The following is a 13,601-nucleotide window of genomic DNA, read 5'->3' on the forward strand; positions in this document are numbered from 1 at the left end:
GTACCACGAGCCACGCGGCAACCGCCCAAACCCCGCCGCACGCGCCAGGGGCCAAGCGCCCATCCGGCCGTTTTCTGGAGACACCATGCAGGCCCTGCTCTCGCTATCGCGAGCCATAGACAAGCTCAACAGCTTCGTCGGCAAATACGCCATCTGGCTGATCTTTGGCGCCACGGTCATCAGCGCCATCAACGCCACCATCCGCAAGCTGTTTGACTACAGCTCCAACGCCTACCTTGAAGTGCAGTGGTACCTGTTTGCCTGGTCCTTCCTGATCGCCGCGGGCTACACGCTGCTCAAGCGTGATCACGTGCGCATCGACGTGCTCAACAGCCACTTCCCCAAGAAGCTGCAGCTGGCCGTTGAAATCCTGGGCCTGATCTTCTTTCTCACGCCGCTGTGCGTGATGGTGATCTATTTCACCGTGCCGCTCACGATCCAGATGTTCAACACCGGCGAAATGTCGAACAACCCCGGCGGCCTGATCCGCTGGCCGGTGTGGGCGGCGCTGCCCATAGGCTTCACGCTGCTGCTGCTGCAGGGCTGGTCCGAGCTCATCAAATGCATAGCGTTCCTGGCAGGCAAGGCGCCCGACCCGACGGAGAAAACCACGGACAAGACCGACGAAGAAAAGCTGATCGAGGCGCTGCGCAGCGAATCGGCCAAACCCGCCGCCCCCGCGCAGGCCCACTGACACGACGCGAAAGATTCGACACCATGGCATTCATCGCGTCCAACTTCGCCCCCATCATGTTCGTGGGGCTGATCTGTTTTCTGATTCTGGGTTTCCCCGTCGCCTTCAGCCTGGGCGCGGCCGGCATGTTCTTCGGCCTGCTCGGGGTGTATCTGGACATCTTCCCCTCGGCCATCCTCTCGGTGCTGCCGCTGCGCCTGATCGGCATCATGGCCAACGAGACACTGCTGGCGGTGCCCTTCTTCACCTTGATGGGGCTGATTCTCGAGCGCAGCGGCATGGCCGAGGACCTGCTGGAAACGGTGGGCCAGGTATTCGGCCCGCTGCGCGGGGGGCTGGCGCTCGCCGTGGTGCTGGTGGGCGCGATGCTGGCGGCCACCACCGGCGTCGTCGCCGCCTCGGTCATCTCCATGGGCCTCATCTCCATGCCCATCATGCTGCGCTACGGCTACAGCCGCAGCCTTGCCAGCGGCGTGATCGCTGCGTCGGGCACGCTGGCGCAGATCATTCCACCATCGCTCGTATTGATCGTGCTCGCCGACCAGATGGGCAAAAGCGTGGGCGACATGTACAAGGGTGCGTTCATCCCCGGCTTTGCGCTGATGGGGCTGTACATCCTGTGGGTGTTCTTCCTCGCGATGACCAAGCCCAAGATGGTGCCGGCGCTGCCGCCCGAGGCCCGCACCTTCCGCGAGCCCAATGGCCATACCGGTTATCTCTCGCTCTCCATGCTCGCGCTGCTCTCGACCGCCGTCGCGATCGCGCTCGGCATGAACATGGCGGCGGTGCACACCTGGTGGCAGGGCGAGCTGGTCGAGTTCGTGCCGACCGACGAGAAAATCGTCGTTGCGATGTGCGGCGGCAGCTTTTTCGCCTGGCTGATCGCCACCATCAACCGCATCACGCATCTGGGGCTGCTCTCCAAACTGGCCGAGCGCGTGACCTTCGTGCTGATCCCGCCGCTGCTGCTGATCTTCCTGGTGCTCGGCACCATCTTCCTCGGCGTCGCCACGCCGACCGAAGGCGGCGCCATGGGCGCCATGGGCGCGCTCATCATGGCCACGATGCGCAAACGTATCTCGTGGGCGCTGCTGCGCCAGGCGCTGGATACGACCACCAAGCTCGCGTCCTTCGTGATGTTCATCCTGATCGGCGCCACGGTGTTCAGCATGGTGTTCCAGGCCGCGGACGGCCCGGTCTGGGTCGAACACCTGCTCTCCAAGCTGCCGGGCGGGCACCTGGGCTTTTTGATTTTCGTGAACGTGCTGGTGTTCTTCCTCGCGTTCTTCCTGGACTTCTTCGAGCTCTCGTTCATCGTCGTGCCGGTGCTCGCACCCATTGCCGACAAGATGGGTATCGATCTGATCTGGTTTGGCGTGCTGCTGGCGGTGAACATGCAGACCTCGTTCCTGCACCCGCCGTTCGGCTTTGCGCTGTTTTACCTGCGCTCGGTCGCACCTGAAAAGCCCTATGTGGACAGCCACACCGGCAAGCTGATGGAGCCGGTGACGACGATGCAGATCTACAAGGGCGCGATTCCCTTCCTGCTGGTGCAGCTGTCGATGGTCGCGATCCTGATCGCCTTCCCGGGGCTGGTCACGGGCGGTCTGGACAAGAAAGTGCAGGTGGACATGAACGCTGTGCAGCAGCAAATGCTGCAAGACCTCAACGCCAACGACAACAGCTCCGATTTCAATACCGTGCCCGCCGCGCCGGATGCACCAGCCTCCCCAGGCGGTGCGGACACCGGGTCCGGTACGCCAGCGCCCTCCGATGGCACTGGGCTGCCCGGAGCGAGTGGCGACGATGGTGCTCAGGGAGGGGTTGGTGGCGAACCCGAGGACCCGATGAAGGCGATTCAGGAATCCATAGGCAAATAGCCGCAGGTACGCGCCCCGTGGGCGCGCATCCCCCAAACGAAAAACCGCAGTCGATGACTGCGGCTTTTGTGTCTGCCCCGCCCCGACAGGCGGGTGGGCAGTGTGTTGCCTCAGATCTTGAGCGAGGCCATGTCCTGCGTGAACACCAGCTCGGAGATGCGATTCCAGAGGATCTGGTCGCGCTGGAAGGAGCGCAGATCGTCGAGGATCTTCTTGAACTGCGGGTCCTTGGCGCTGTGCTCGGCATACACCTCTTGCGCCGCCTTGAAGCCGGCCTGCACGATCTCCTTGTTGAAACGCTTGAGCTGCGTGCCGCTGGCCACCAGTTGCTTGAGCGCAATCGGGTTCAGATACAGGTACTTGGACGTGCCGTCGTTGTAGGCCACGTCCATCGCGGCGTTGACCATCGCCTGGTAGTCGGGCGAGAGCTTGGCGTAGGCCTTCTTGTTGATGAAGAACTCCAGATCCGCGCCGCCTTCCCACCAGCCGCCGTAGTAGTAGTACTTGGCCACCTTGTTCCAGCCCATCTTGGCGTCGTCGTACGGGCCGACGAACTCGGCTGCGTCCAGCGTGCCCTTTTCCAGCGCCTGGTACACGTCACCGCCGGGCATGTTTTGCGAGACCACGCCCAGTTTGGCCATGGATTCGCCGAACACACCGCCGCCAAGGCGCATCTTCAGGCCCTTGAAATCCGAGGGTTTGTTCATTTCCTTGCGGTACCAGCCGCCCATCTGCGTGCCGGTATTGAGCGCGCTGCGGGCAAAGAAGTTGTAGGGCTCGAACAGCGCGTCCAGCAACTTGTGGCCGTTGCCGTGCAGCTTCCAGGCCTGGTTCTGCTGCGCGGTAAAGCCAAACGGAATGGCGCAACTGAAGGCAAACGACGGATCCTTGCCGGTGTAGTAGTAGGCCGCCGTTTCGCCCATCTCGATGGAATCGTCCTTGAGTGCATCAACGATGCCGAAGGCCGGGATCAGCTCGCCCGCCGCATGCACCGAGACCTCGAACTTGCCGCCCGACATCGCCTTCATCGTCTCGGAAAACTTGACGGCGCAGCCGTGCAGGGTTTCCAGCGCCTTGGGAAAGCTCGTGGCCAGACGCCAGCGTATGGTTTCTTGCGCATGCACCGCCGGGGCGATGCCGGTGGCCAGCACGCCGGCAATGCCGGCATTCTTGATAAGGGAACGACGATCCATGGCCTGAAACTCCTTGATGAAAAAATCGAAGCGCTCAGTGTAGTCGCGTCGCCGTCCCATTCACCTTAGGGGTATCCATGATCCTGCCACGGGGAGAACCGTCGCCTTACGCTCTTGCCGCCACGGCCCTCAGTGCCTTGCTGCCATCGAGCAGTGCATCAAAGCACCGCCGGACAGCATGTTCGATGCCCGCCGCATCCAGCCCTTGCAGCGCCAGCAGCTTGGCCGGGTCGCCGTGCTCGATGAACTGGTCGGGCAGACCGAGCTGCAGCAGTGGCAGCTGCACGCCTGCCTGGGCCAGCCACTCGCCGACTGCGCTGCCCGCGCCGCCCATCACCACGCCTTCTTCCACGGTCACCAGCGCCTCGTGGCTGCGGGCGACCTGCGCCAGCAGTTCGGTATCCAGCGGCTTGGCCCAGCGCATGTTGACCACCGTCGCGTTCAACCGCTCGGCGGCCTCCAGCGCCGGGTACAGCACGGTGCCAAACGCCAGGATGGCGATGCGCGCGCCTTCGCGCCGCACCTGCGCCTTGCCGAACGGCAGGCCGGTGAGTTCGGCCAGGGGCTGCGCACCCACGCCGCTGCCCCTCGGGTAACGCACCGCCACCGGATGGTCCTGCTCGAACGCGCTGGTGAGCAGCTGGCGGCATTCGCGCTCATCGGCCGGGCAGGCCATGGACAGGTTGGGAATGCAGCGCACGAAGGCAATGTCAAACGCGCCGCAGTGCGTTGCGCCATCGGCGCCGACGATGCCCGCGCGGTCCAGCGCGAACACCACCGGCAAGTTCTGCAGCGCGACATCGTGGATGAGCTGGTCGTAGCCGCGTTGCAAAAACGTGGAGTAGATCGCCACCACGGGTTTCAAGCCCTCGCACGCCATGCCGGCAGCGCAGGTCACCGCATGCTGCTCGGCAATGCCCACGTCGTGGTAGCGCCCGGGAAAGCGCCGGTGAAACTCCACCATGCCCGAGCCCTCGCGCATCGCGGGTGTGATGGCCACCAAGCGCGCGTCCTGCTCGGCCATGTCGCACAGCCACTGACCGAACACCTGGGTGAAGGTCTGCTTGGGCGGTGTCGCCGGCTTGACCAGGCCGATCTGCGGATCGAATTTGCCCGGGCCGTGGTAGGCCACCGGGTCGGCCTCGGCGAGTTTGTAACCCTGGCCCTTCTTGGTGACCACGTGCAGAAACTGAGGGCCCTTGAGCTCCCGGATGTTTTCCAGCGTCGGGATCAGCGAATCGAGATCGTGCCCGTCGATCGGACCGATGTAGTTGAAGCCGAAGTTCTCGAACAGATTGGCCGGCACCACCATGCCCTTGGCCTGCTGCTCGATGCGCTTGGCCAGCTCCAGCAGCGGCGGCACGTTCTTGAGCACGTTCTTGCCCACGTCGCGCGCCTTGGCGTAAAAGCGCCCGCTCATCAGTTGCGCCAGATAGCGATTGAGCGCGCCCACCGGCGGGCTGATGCTCATGTCGTTGTCATTCAGGATGACGAGCAGATTGCAATCGGCCACACCCGCGTTGTTCAGCGCCTCGAACGCCATGCCGGCCGTAAGCGCACCGTCGCCGATCACCGCGATGCAATGGCGGCTCTCGCCCTTTTGCCGCGCCGCCAGCGCCATGCCGAGCGCTGCCGAGATGCTGGTGCTGGAGTGCGCGGTGCCGAAGGTGTCGTAGGGGCTCTCCGAGCGCATCGGAAAGCCCGAGATGCCGCCCAGCTGGCGCAGGCTGTCCATGCGCCCACGCCGGCCGGTGAGGATTTTGTGCGGGTAGGACTGGTGGCCCACGTCCCAGACCAGGCGGTCCTCGGGCGTGTTGAACACCTTGTGCAGCGCAATCGTGAGCTCGACGGTGCCCAGATTGGACGAAAGATGGCCACCGGTGCGCGAGACGCTTTCGAGCACGAAGGCACGCAACTCATCAGCAAGCTGCTTGAGCTCGGCGCGCGAGAACTGGCGCAGGTCGGCCGGGTCGTTCACTCGTTCCAGCAGCGGAAAATTCGTCGTCGTCATATCCTGTTTCGATAGCTGTCAGCGCACTAATGGCGCGCGCCAGAGCCATTTTTCATTCAAATTTTTCTACAGATTCAATGCGTACGGTGTACCACCATTTGCGCCAGCGCCGCCAGCGCCCGGGTATCGGCCAGCCCGCTGGCAGCCAATGCGCGCCGGGCTTCCTCCAGCAATTGCCCGGCATGCTCGCGCGCGCCGTCCAGGCCCATCAGCGTGACATAGGTAGGCTTGTCGTTGGCCACATCCTTGCCGGCGGTCTTGCCCAGTGTGGCGGAATCCTGCGTCACGTCCAGAATGTCGTCGACCACCTGAAACGCCAGCCCAAGCGCAGCGCCGTAGCCCGCCAGGGCCTCACGGCCGTGCACGGTCACCGTGCCGCAGGCCGCGCCCATCAGCACGCTGGCCTGCAGCAAGGCACCGGTCTTGAGCCGGTGCATCTGGCGCAATTGCTCCTCGGTCAGCCGGCTGCCGACGCTGGCCAGATCGATCGCCTGCCCGCCGGCCATGCCGTGCGCCCCCGCGGCGCGCGCCAGCAGGCGGCACAGCTCGGCCTGCGTGGCGGCGGGCACGCCCTGCTCGGGCGTGAGCAGCTCAAACGCCAATGCCTGCAGCGCGTCGCCCGCCAGCAAGGCCCGCGCCTCGCCGTAGGCCACATGCGCCGTCGGCTTGCCGCGGCGCAGCACGTCGTCGTCCATGCACGGCAGATCGTCGTGCACCAGGGAATACGCGTGGATCAATTCCACCGCGCAGGCAGCGCGCAGGGCGGCGTTGGAATCGCCCTGCACCGCCTCGCAGGCCGCCAGCACCAGCAGCGGCCGCAAGCGCTTGCCGCCACCCGTCACCGCATAGCGCATCGGCTCGCCCAGGTCGGCAGGCGTGCGCTCGGGTACCCAGCACAGCAAGGCCTGCTCCACCCGCTCCTGCTGGCTGCTTGCCCAGTCGGCCATGTCCAGACTCTGCACGCCCGCCTCGCTCACTCGACGGTCCATGGCTTGAGTGCGCCCTCATCGAGCAATTGAATTTGACCCTGCACCGCTTCCAGCCGGGAGCGACAGAACTGCAGCAGCTGCGCCCCTCGCTGGTAGCCCGCGAGCATTTCCTCGAGCGGCAACTGCCCTGCTTCGATCCGGCCCACCAGGGCCTCGAGCTCCTGAAGCGCGGCTTCGTAGCTGGCGGGACCATCGGGAGAAAGGGGCGGAGACGGAGCAGCAGCCTTGGGCATGAAAAACAATACGACGGATCAATGGCGGCGGATGCGCGATCCGGTGATTTTAAAGGGCAGGCCGCGGCGGGTCCTCCGGAAGCGGCGCGGCACCTCTATAATTGCCCCTCTCGCGCCAACCGGCTCCGGCAGCCCATGCCCGGCCGGTTTCTTTTTTTCGCCCGTGCATGTCACGCGCAACCTCCCTGTGGGGGGCTTTAGGTCAGGACGTCAATGTCTGATTTAAGTCTTCAACTGCAGCAGGCCGCAAGCCAACTCCCGGTATCCAGCTATTTTGACGAGGCGCTGTTCCAGCAGGAGCGCACGCGCCTGTTCGCGCCCGGCCCGCGCTACGTCGGGCACCAGCTGCACGTGCCTGAACGCGGCGACTACCGCGTGCTGCCCCAGGAAAAGGACGGTCGCGCGCTGATCCGCGGTCCGCAAGGCGACGCGCGGCTCGTCTCCAACTGCTGCCGCCACCGCCAGGCGCTCATGCTCAGCGGCCAGGGCAATCTGCAGCGCGAAGGCAAGGGCCACGCGGGCGGCGCCATCGTCTGCCCCATCCACCGCTGGACCTACGCCAGCGACGGTCAGCTCCTTGGCGCACCGCATTTCCCCAGCAACCCGGGGCTGAACCTCGACACCTGGGCGCTGCGCGAATGGAACGGCCTGCTGTTCGAAGACAACGGGCGCGACATCGCGGCAGACCTTGCGGGCATGGGCGTGGCCGCTGATCTTTCGTTTGATGGCTATGTGTTTGACCGCGCCGAGCTGCACGAATGCAACTACAACTGGAAGACCTTCATCGAGGTCTATCTGGAGGACTACCACGTAGGTCCCTTTCACCCTGGCCTGGGCAATTTCGTCACCGTGGACGATCTGAGCTGGCAGTTCGGCAGTGAATATTCGGTGCAGACCGTGGGCGTGGCGCCAAGTTTTGGCAAGCCCGGCACCGATGCCTACAAGCTCTGGCACGAGGTGCTGCTGCGCTACCGCGAAGGCAAAATCCCCGAGCGCGGCGCGATCTGGCTCACCTACTACCCGCACATCATGGTGGAGTGGTACCCGCATGTGCTCACCGTCTCGACGCTGCATCCAGTGGGGCCGCACAAGACATTGAACCTGGTGGAGTTCTACTACCCCGAGGAAATCGCCGCCTTCGAGCGCGAATTCATCGAGGCGCAGCAAGCCGCCTACATGGAAACCGCCATCGAAGACGACGAGATCGGCGAGCGCCAGGATGCCGGCCGGCGCGCGCTGATGGAGCGCGGCGCGAACGAGATCGGCCCCTACCAAAGCCCGATGGAAGACGGCATGCAGCACTTTCACTGCTGGTACCGCGCCAGGATGGGCGAGGCGCTGCAGACCCCCTGAAACCATAGCTTCCAGCGCTTGCCACACAAGCGCTGCAGCCCGTTTTATCTACTGAACCCATGCAAGCGCTGTGGATGGTCCTGGCGGCCTTCTTCTTTGCCAGCATGGGCGTGTGCGTCAAGCTGGCCGCGCCGTATTTCAACGCCTTCGAGATGGTGTTCTGGCGCGGCATCATCAGCATGGCCGTGCTGTGGTGGCTGGCACGCCGTCAGGGCATCACGCTCAAGACGCGCTACCCCGGCATGCACGCCTGGCGCAGCTTCATCGGCGTGCTCTCGCTGGGCGCGTCGTTCTACGCCATCATCTACCTGCCGCTGCCGACGGCGATGACCTTCGGCTACATGAGCAGCGTCTGGATCGCCGCCTTCATCGTCGGCGGCGCGTTGCTGGCCTGGCGTCCCACGCCGGGGCAGGACCGGCCACCGGTGCCGATGGCGCTGGTGGTCTGCGTGCTGCTGGGCTTTGCCGGGGTGGTGCTGATGCTGCGCCCCACGGTGCAGGGCAACCAGGGCTTTGCCGCCGTCGTCGGGCTGCTGGGCGGCATGGGCGCGGCGCTGGCCTACATGCAGGTGGTCGCGCTCTCGCGCCTGGGCGAGCCGGAGACGCGCACGGTGTTTTTCTTCGCACTCGGCTGCACCATCGCCGGTGGTGCAGCCATGGGCGTGAGCGGCATGTCGGCCTTCCCCGGCTGGCCTGCGCTCTGGCTGCTGCCCTTGGGCTTGCTGGCCGCGGGCGGGCAGCTGTGCATGACCATGGCGTTCTCGCGCGCAGCTAGCAGCCGCGGCACGCTGCTGGTGGCCAATTTGCAATACTCGGGACTGATTTTTGCCAGCATCTACAGCATGCTGGTGTTTGGCGACTACCTGCCGCTCATGGCCTGGCTGGGCATGGCAATCATCGTGGTGAGCGCGATTGCCGCCGGCTGGCTGCGCTCGGGCGGCAGCAAGACGCCACTTGCCCAGGATTGACATGCCCCACACCCACCTGATTTCCGCCGCCGAACTGCAAGCCCTGGCCCACGGCGGCACGCCGTTGATGGTCTTCGATTGCAGCTTCGACCTCACCAACCCCGAGCGCGGCATCAGCGACTACCACGCAGCGCACATTCCCGGCGCCGTCTACGCGCATCTGGACCGCGACCTGAGCTCCGCCGGCGGCCCCAGCGCCAGCGGCGGGCGCCACCCGCTGCCCACGCGCGAGCGCTTCAGCGCCTGGCTGGCCAGCGTCGGCTTTGCCAACGGTATGCAGGCGGTGGCCTACGACCGCAACGGCTCCATGCCCTGCATGCGGCTGTGGTGGCTTTTCAAATGGCTGGGGCACGACGCCGCGGCCGTGCTCAACGGCGGCTTTGCCGCCTGGCAGGCCGCGGGCGGCGCCACCGCACAGGACGAGGAAATGCCGCGCGCACCGGGCCACTTCGCGCCGGGCGAGCCGCTGCGCACCCTGGTGGATGCAGCGCGGGTGCTGGCGCATCTAGAGCAGCCCGATCAAACGCTCATGGACGCACGCGCCGCCGAGCGCTTTCGCGGCGAGGTCGAGCCGCTGGACCCGGTGGCCGGCCACATCCCCGGTGCCCTCAACCGGCCCTGGATGGACAACCTCACCGCCGACGGCCACTTCAAGAGCGCTGCCCAGCTGCGCGCCGAATTTGCCGCCGTGCTGCAGGGGTGCGAGCCGGCCAGCGTTGTGCACCAGTGCGGCAGCGGGGTGAGCGCCATCCACAACCTGCTGGCGATGGAGCTTGCGGGCTACCCGCAAGGGGCGCTGTACGCAGGCAGCTGGAGCGAATGGTGCGACGATGCTTCGCGGCCGGTGGCAGTCGGCTGACGGTGTTCATTCGGCATCGCCACCATCCTGCGGCGGGCGATGGTGCCAGTAACGCAGTGACCGTTCGCGCTCGCACGTGACCGCTGGTTGCCACGAAGCCCAGGTGGCGGCGCCGCACGCGGGCGTGCTTACCAACGTGATGCCGCGCTCGCGGTAGCGCTGCACCACCACCGGCGCCGGATGCCCGAAGCGGTTGCGGTAGCCGGATTGCACCAGCGCCGTCGCCGGTTGCACCGCATCCAGGAAGGCATCGCTCGACGAAGACTTGCTGCCGTGGTGCGGCACCACCAGCAGGTCCGCCGCCAGATCCGCGCCCGAACGCACCAGCGCCAGCTCCTGCGGCCGCTCGATATCGCCCGCCAGCAGCGCACGGGCGCCGCCGCGGGCGGTGATCTGCAGCACGCAGCTGCGCGCATTGGTCGAAGGCGGCCTGCTGCCCTCGCCCGCCGGCTGCTCGGCCCCGGCCGCGGGATGCAGCACCGCAAAGCGCACGCCATCCCATTCCCACGCGGCCCCCGCCACACAGGGCGTGATTGCGCGCAGCTGCTGCAGCGGATGGTCTGCAGCCAGCGAGCCGACGACCTGCGCCTGCGCTTGCTGCTGCATCACCGCAGCAGCGCCGCCGGTGTGATCGCTGTCGTCATGGCTGAGCACCAGGCTGTCCAGGCGCTCGCCCAGGCTTTGCAGCAGCGGCACGATCACCTGTTGACCGGCGTCGCCCGCGTCGCCATAGCGCGGCCCGGCGTCGTACAGCAGGCTGTGGCGGCTGGTGCGCACCAGCAGCGCCTGGCCCTGCCCCACGTCCATCGCCATCACGTCAAACTGCCCCGGCAAAGGGCGCAACGGCTGCCACCCAAGCGCGGGCAGCATCAGCGGCAGCGCCAGGGCGCGCAGTCGCCAGGGCAGGTGCAGCACCAGCAGGATGCCGCCCAGCACCGCCGCCACTCCTGCCCACAACGGCGCCTGTGCCAGCGTCAGCTGCGCCATGGGCCATGAGGCCAGCCACTGCAGCCACCACGACAGCACCTGCACGCACCAGGCCGCCGCCTGCCACAACGGCGCCCAGAGCACTCCCAGCATCGCCAGGGGCGTGACCAGCACCGTCACCCAGGGAATCGCCACCAGATTGGCCAGCAGTCCCACCACCGAAATCTGCCCGAACAGCAGCAGCGTGAGCGGCGCCAGCGCCACGGTGATGCGCGCCTGCTCCTTCAGGATAGAGAAAAATCGGCCTTTTGCGCTTTGTTGGTCTGCGCTGACAGCTCTACTATCCGTAGCAAACAAAATCCCGACAGCGACAAAACTGAGCCAGAATCCGGCCTGCAGCAAGGCCCAGGGGTCGAACGCCAGCACCACGGTGCAGGCCAGCAGCCAGACCTGCGGCCAGGGCCAACGCCGCCCGGACAGGCGCAGCAGCGCCACCGTGGCCAGCATCAGCAGCGTGCGCTCTGCCGGCACGCCCCAGCCGCTGAACAAGGCGTAGGCGCCCGCCAGCAGCACGCCGCCGACCAATGCCGCCGAAGGCGCGGGCACTGCAAGGCACAAGGCGCTGGAGCGCCGCCAGAGCCAGCCCAGAAGCGCCGCCGCGAGCCAGGCAAACATGGTGATGTGCAGGCCCGAGATGCTCATCAGGTGCGCCACGCCGGTGGTGCGAAACAAGCTCCAGTCGCTGCGGTCTATGGCCCTCTGGTCACCCGTGACCAGGGCTGCCACCACACCCGCAGCACGCTCGCGCGACGTATCGGCGCCCTCGGTCGCAAGCGATCGAAGAATGGCATCGCGCACCCGCTGGCGCGCCTGCTCCACCGGGACCTGCCAGGTGGAGGCAAGGCGCTGCGGCGCACCGAAGCGGGCGTCCAGCCGCTCGCTGGTGCGCACATAGCCGCTGGCCTGCACGCCCTGCTCCCACAGCCACAGCTCATAGTCAAACCCATGCGGGTTGCGCGCGCCATGCGGCGCCTTCAGCCGCAGCGTCAGCTGCCAGCGCTCTCCTGCGCGCACGGGCGGCACGGGTCGCTCCTCACGGCCAAAATGGCCCGCATACCAGGTCAGATCCAGCAGACGCGGCAGCCGCACTGCAATGCCCTCCTGCTGCGCCGATTCCACCGCCAGGCGCAGCCGCAGATCGCCATTGCCGCGCTGTTGCGGCATGGCCGCCACCACGCCCGTCACGCGCAGATCGACGCCTTCCAACGCCGGGGCCAGGGCGTCGCCCGAGTACACAAGCGCACGCGCGCCGCAGCTGCCCCACGCCAGCAAGGCCCCGGCCAGCCAGAACACGACCGCGCGGCGCAGGCCCGCAGCGCCCCGGCGCCAGGCCAGCCAGGCCAGCAGCAGCCCCGTGCAGGCGGCCACGCCGTACACCCACGCCGCATCCAGGCGCTGCTGCTGCAATTGCGCCGCCGTGCCCAGCAGCCAGCCACACATCAGCGCCGGCAGCGGCCAGATTCGCCGCGGCAGTGCAAGGGAGTGGCCGTCACGCATGGGGCGCGATGCTACCTGTGCAACACTTTCGGTTTTCGATCGGGAAATTGCAATGAACGTCTACGACAAGCTCAAGCAACTCAACATCACCCTGCCGCCGGTGGCCGTCCCCGCCGCCGCCTATGTCCCCTGGGTGCAGACCGGCAACCTCGTCTTCCTGAGCGGCCACATCGCGCGCAAGGACGGCAAACCCTACGTCGGCCAGCTCGGCAAGAACCTGAGCACCGACGAAGGCAAGGCCGCCGCGCGCGGCGTGGCGATCGAGCTCATGGGCACCCTGCAGGCGGCCTGCGGCGGCGACCTGAACCGCGTGCAACGCATCGTGAAGGTGATGAGCCTGGTGAATTCCACCGGTGATTTCACCGAGCAGCACCTGGTGACCAATGGCGCCAGCGAGCTGCTGGGCGAAGTGTTCGGAGAAGCCGGCCAGCACGCACGCAGCGCCTTTGGCGTGGCGCAGATTCCGCTGGGTGCGTGTGTCGAAATCGAGCTGATTGCGGAAATCCGCTGAACCTCAGAAGGTGATGACCTTGTCGGCCGCGACGACCCAGTCACCCAGCTCAGACAACGTGGCGACGGTGACGCCTTCGATCAGCGGCAGATCGATCAGCCCGCGCGCCAGCGCGCAGTTGCGGCACATGTGCACGCTGGCGTTGTCGGCGCCGGCGAGTTCCTCCACCAGCGTCTGGATCAGGTTGCCGGCGTTGTCCTTTTGATGCGGCAGCGCCGCCACCGTGGCATCCGACATCAGCAGGATGTGCAGGCGCGCCACATCCGCGCGCGCCGCCAGGGCGCCGGCCACGCGCAAGCCGGAGGTGCAGCGCTCGCTGCCGTGCGGCGCCGCGTTGATGATGATGACGATGTTTTGCTGGGCCATGGGGCCATCCTTGCGCGGTCAACGAACAGGCTTGCGATGGTAAACATCCCTCGCACGGCC

12 protein-coding genes are annotated in these 13,601 nt (G+C 66.4%); 6 read left to right on the plus strand and 6 right to left on the minus strand.

Translation table 11 applies throughout. The features are described from left to right. Window positions 1-85: 85 nt before the first annotated feature. Together ABS45_RS05420 and ABS45_RS05425 are read left to right on the plus strand one after the other, a co-directional pair. Window positions 86-694, plus strand: coding sequence for a TRAP transporter small permease subunit (locus ABS45_RS05420; protein WP_291553796.1), 609 nt, complete (start codon window positions 86-88; stop codon window positions 692-694). Between the two features lie 23 nt (window positions 695-717). Continuing rightward, window positions 718-2,574 (plus strand): TRAP transporter large permease subunit, encoded by a 1,857-nt coding sequence (locus tag ABS45_RS05425; RefSeq protein ID WP_291553799.1) that lies wholly within the window; start codon window positions 718-720, stop codon window positions 2,572-2,574. A gap of 110 nt (window positions 2,575-2,684) precedes the next feature. On the opposite strand, the gene dctP is transcribed toward ABS45_RS05425, so the two are convergent. The 4 genes from dctP to xseB form a co-directional block, all read right to left on the minus strand. Then, window positions 2,685-3,767, minus strand: coding sequence for a TRAP transporter substrate-binding protein DctP (dctP, locus tag ABS45_RS05430; RefSeq protein WP_291553801.1), 1,083 nt, complete (start codon window positions 3,765-3,767; stop codon window positions 2,685-2,687). Between the two features lie 106 nt (window positions 3,768-3,873). Continuing rightward, the gene (gene dxs / locus ABS45_RS05435; protein WP_291553803.1) at window positions 3,874-5,778 is read right to left on the minus strand and encodes a 1-deoxy-D-xylulose-5-phosphate synthase; all 1,905 of its coding nucleotides are present in this window, start codon (window positions 5,776-5,778) and stop codon (window positions 3,874-3,876) included. 74 nt (window positions 5,779-5,852) lie between these two features. Next, window positions 5,853-6,767, minus strand: a complete 915-nt coding sequence (locus ABS45_RS05440) for a polyprenyl synthetase family protein (RefSeq protein ID WP_291553805.1) — start codon at window positions 6,765-6,767, stop codon at window positions 5,853-5,855. Continuing rightward, window positions 6,752-7,000 carry an exodeoxyribonuclease VII small subunit gene (gene xseB, locus ABS45_RS05445; RefSeq protein ID WP_291553807.1) on the minus strand — a complete coding sequence of 83 codons (249 nt, stop codon included), beginning with the start codon at window positions 6,998-7,000 and terminating at the stop codon, window positions 6,752-6,754. The genes ABS45_RS05440 and xseB overlap by 16 nt, the downstream gene beginning before the upstream one ends. 213 nt (window positions 7,001-7,213) lie before the next feature. Between xseB and ABS45_RS05450 the strand changes: the two genes are divergently transcribed. Genes ABS45_RS05450 through ABS45_RS05460 form a run of 3 tightly spaced genes read left to right on the plus strand, consistent with a single transcriptional unit; the run spans window position 7,214 to window position 10,180 of the window. Further along, window positions 7,214-8,353: an aromatic ring-hydroxylating dioxygenase subunit alpha gene (locus tag ABS45_RS05450; RefSeq protein ID WP_291553810.1), complete on the plus strand. Its 1,140-nt coding sequence runs from the start codon at window positions 7,214-7,216 to the stop codon at window positions 8,351-8,353. A gap of 59 nt (window positions 8,354-8,412) precedes the next feature. Further along, window positions 8,413-9,321 carry a DMT family transporter gene (locus ABS45_RS05455; protein ID WP_291553813.1) on the plus strand — a complete coding sequence of 303 codons (909 nt, stop codon included), beginning with the start codon at window positions 8,413-8,415 and terminating at the stop codon, window positions 9,319-9,321. A 1-nt stretch (window position 9,322) separates the two neighbouring features. Continuing rightward, window positions 9,323-10,180, plus strand: a complete 858-nt coding sequence (locus ABS45_RS05460; protein ID WP_291553816.1) for a sulfurtransferase — start codon at window positions 9,323-9,325, stop codon at window positions 10,178-10,180. Between the two features lie 6 nt (window positions 10,181-10,186). Here ABS45_RS05460 and ABS45_RS05465 read toward each other — a convergent pair whose 3' ends face one another. Beyond that, entirely contained in the window at window positions 10,187-12,664 is a 2,478-nt protein-coding gene (locus ABS45_RS05465) for a DNA internalization-related competence protein ComEC/Rec2 (RefSeq protein WP_291553819.1), read from the minus strand. A 52-nt stretch (window positions 12,665-12,716) separates the two neighbouring features. Here ABS45_RS05465 and ABS45_RS05470 point away from each other — a divergent pair, with 52 nt between their 5' ends. Then, window positions 12,717-13,175, plus strand: coding sequence for a RidA family protein (locus ABS45_RS05470; protein WP_291553822.1), 459 nt, complete (start codon window positions 12,717-12,719; stop codon window positions 13,173-13,175). A 3-nt stretch (window positions 13,176-13,178) separates the two neighbouring features. Here ABS45_RS05470 and ABS45_RS05475 read toward each other — a convergent pair whose 3' ends face one another. Continuing rightward, window positions 13,179-13,541: a DsrE family protein gene (locus tag ABS45_RS05475; RefSeq protein WP_291553824.1), complete on the minus strand. Its 363-nt coding sequence runs from the start codon at window positions 13,539-13,541 to the stop codon at window positions 13,179-13,181. Between the last annotated feature and the right edge of the window lie 60 nt (window positions 13,542-13,601).

It is taken from the genome of Comamonas sp. SCN 65-56 (genome assembly GCF_001724135.1).
Taxonomy (GTDB): Bacteria; Pseudomonadota; Gammaproteobacteria; order Burkholderiales; family Burkholderiaceae_C; genus Comamonas_C.

What these genes read in the sequence shown, in the direction of transcription:
- ABS45_RS05420 (WP_291553796.1), top strand. Translation starts at nt 86, where the DNA reads ATGCAGGCCCTGCTCTCGCTATCGCGAGCCATAGACAAGCTCAACAGC.
- ABS45_RS05425 (WP_291553799.1), top strand. Translation starts at nt 718, where the DNA reads ATGGCATTCATCGCGTCCAACTTCGCCCCCATCATGTTCGTGGGGCTG.
- dctP (WP_291553801.1), bottom strand. Translation starts at nt 3,767, where the DNA reads ATGGATCGTCGTTCCCTTATCAAGAATGCCGGCATTGCCGGCGTGCTG.
- dxs (WP_291553803.1), bottom strand. Translation starts at nt 5,778, where the DNA reads ATGACGACGACGAATTTTCCGCTGCTGGAACGAGTGAACGACCCGGCC.
- ABS45_RS05440 (WP_291553805.1), bottom strand. Translation starts at nt 6,767, where the DNA reads ATGGACCGTCGAGTGAGCGAGGCGGGCGTGCAGAGTCTGGACATGGCC.
- xseB (WP_291553807.1), bottom strand. Translation starts at nt 7,000, where the DNA reads ATGCCCAAGGCTGCTGCTCCGTCTCCGCCCCTTTCTCCCGATGGTCCC.
- ABS45_RS05450 (WP_291553810.1), top strand. Translation starts at nt 7,214, where the DNA reads ATGTCTGATTTAAGTCTTCAACTGCAGCAGGCCGCAAGCCAACTCCCG.
- ABS45_RS05455 (WP_291553813.1), top strand. Translation starts at nt 8,413, where the DNA reads ATGCAAGCGCTGTGGATGGTCCTGGCGGCCTTCTTCTTTGCCAGCATG.
- ABS45_RS05460 (WP_291553816.1), top strand. Translation starts at nt 9,323, where the DNA reads ATGCCCCACACCCACCTGATTTCCGCCGCCGAACTGCAAGCCCTGGCC.
- ABS45_RS05465 (WP_291553819.1), bottom strand. Translation starts at nt 12,664, where the DNA reads ATGCGTGACGGCCACTCCCTTGCACTGCCGCGGCGAATCTGGCCGCTG.
- ABS45_RS05470 (WP_291553822.1), top strand. Translation starts at nt 12,717, where the DNA reads ATGAACGTCTACGACAAGCTCAAGCAACTCAACATCACCCTGCCGCCG.
- ABS45_RS05475 (WP_291553824.1), bottom strand. Translation starts at nt 13,541, where the DNA reads ATGGCCCAGCAAAACATCGTCATCATCATCAACGCGGCGCCGCACGGC.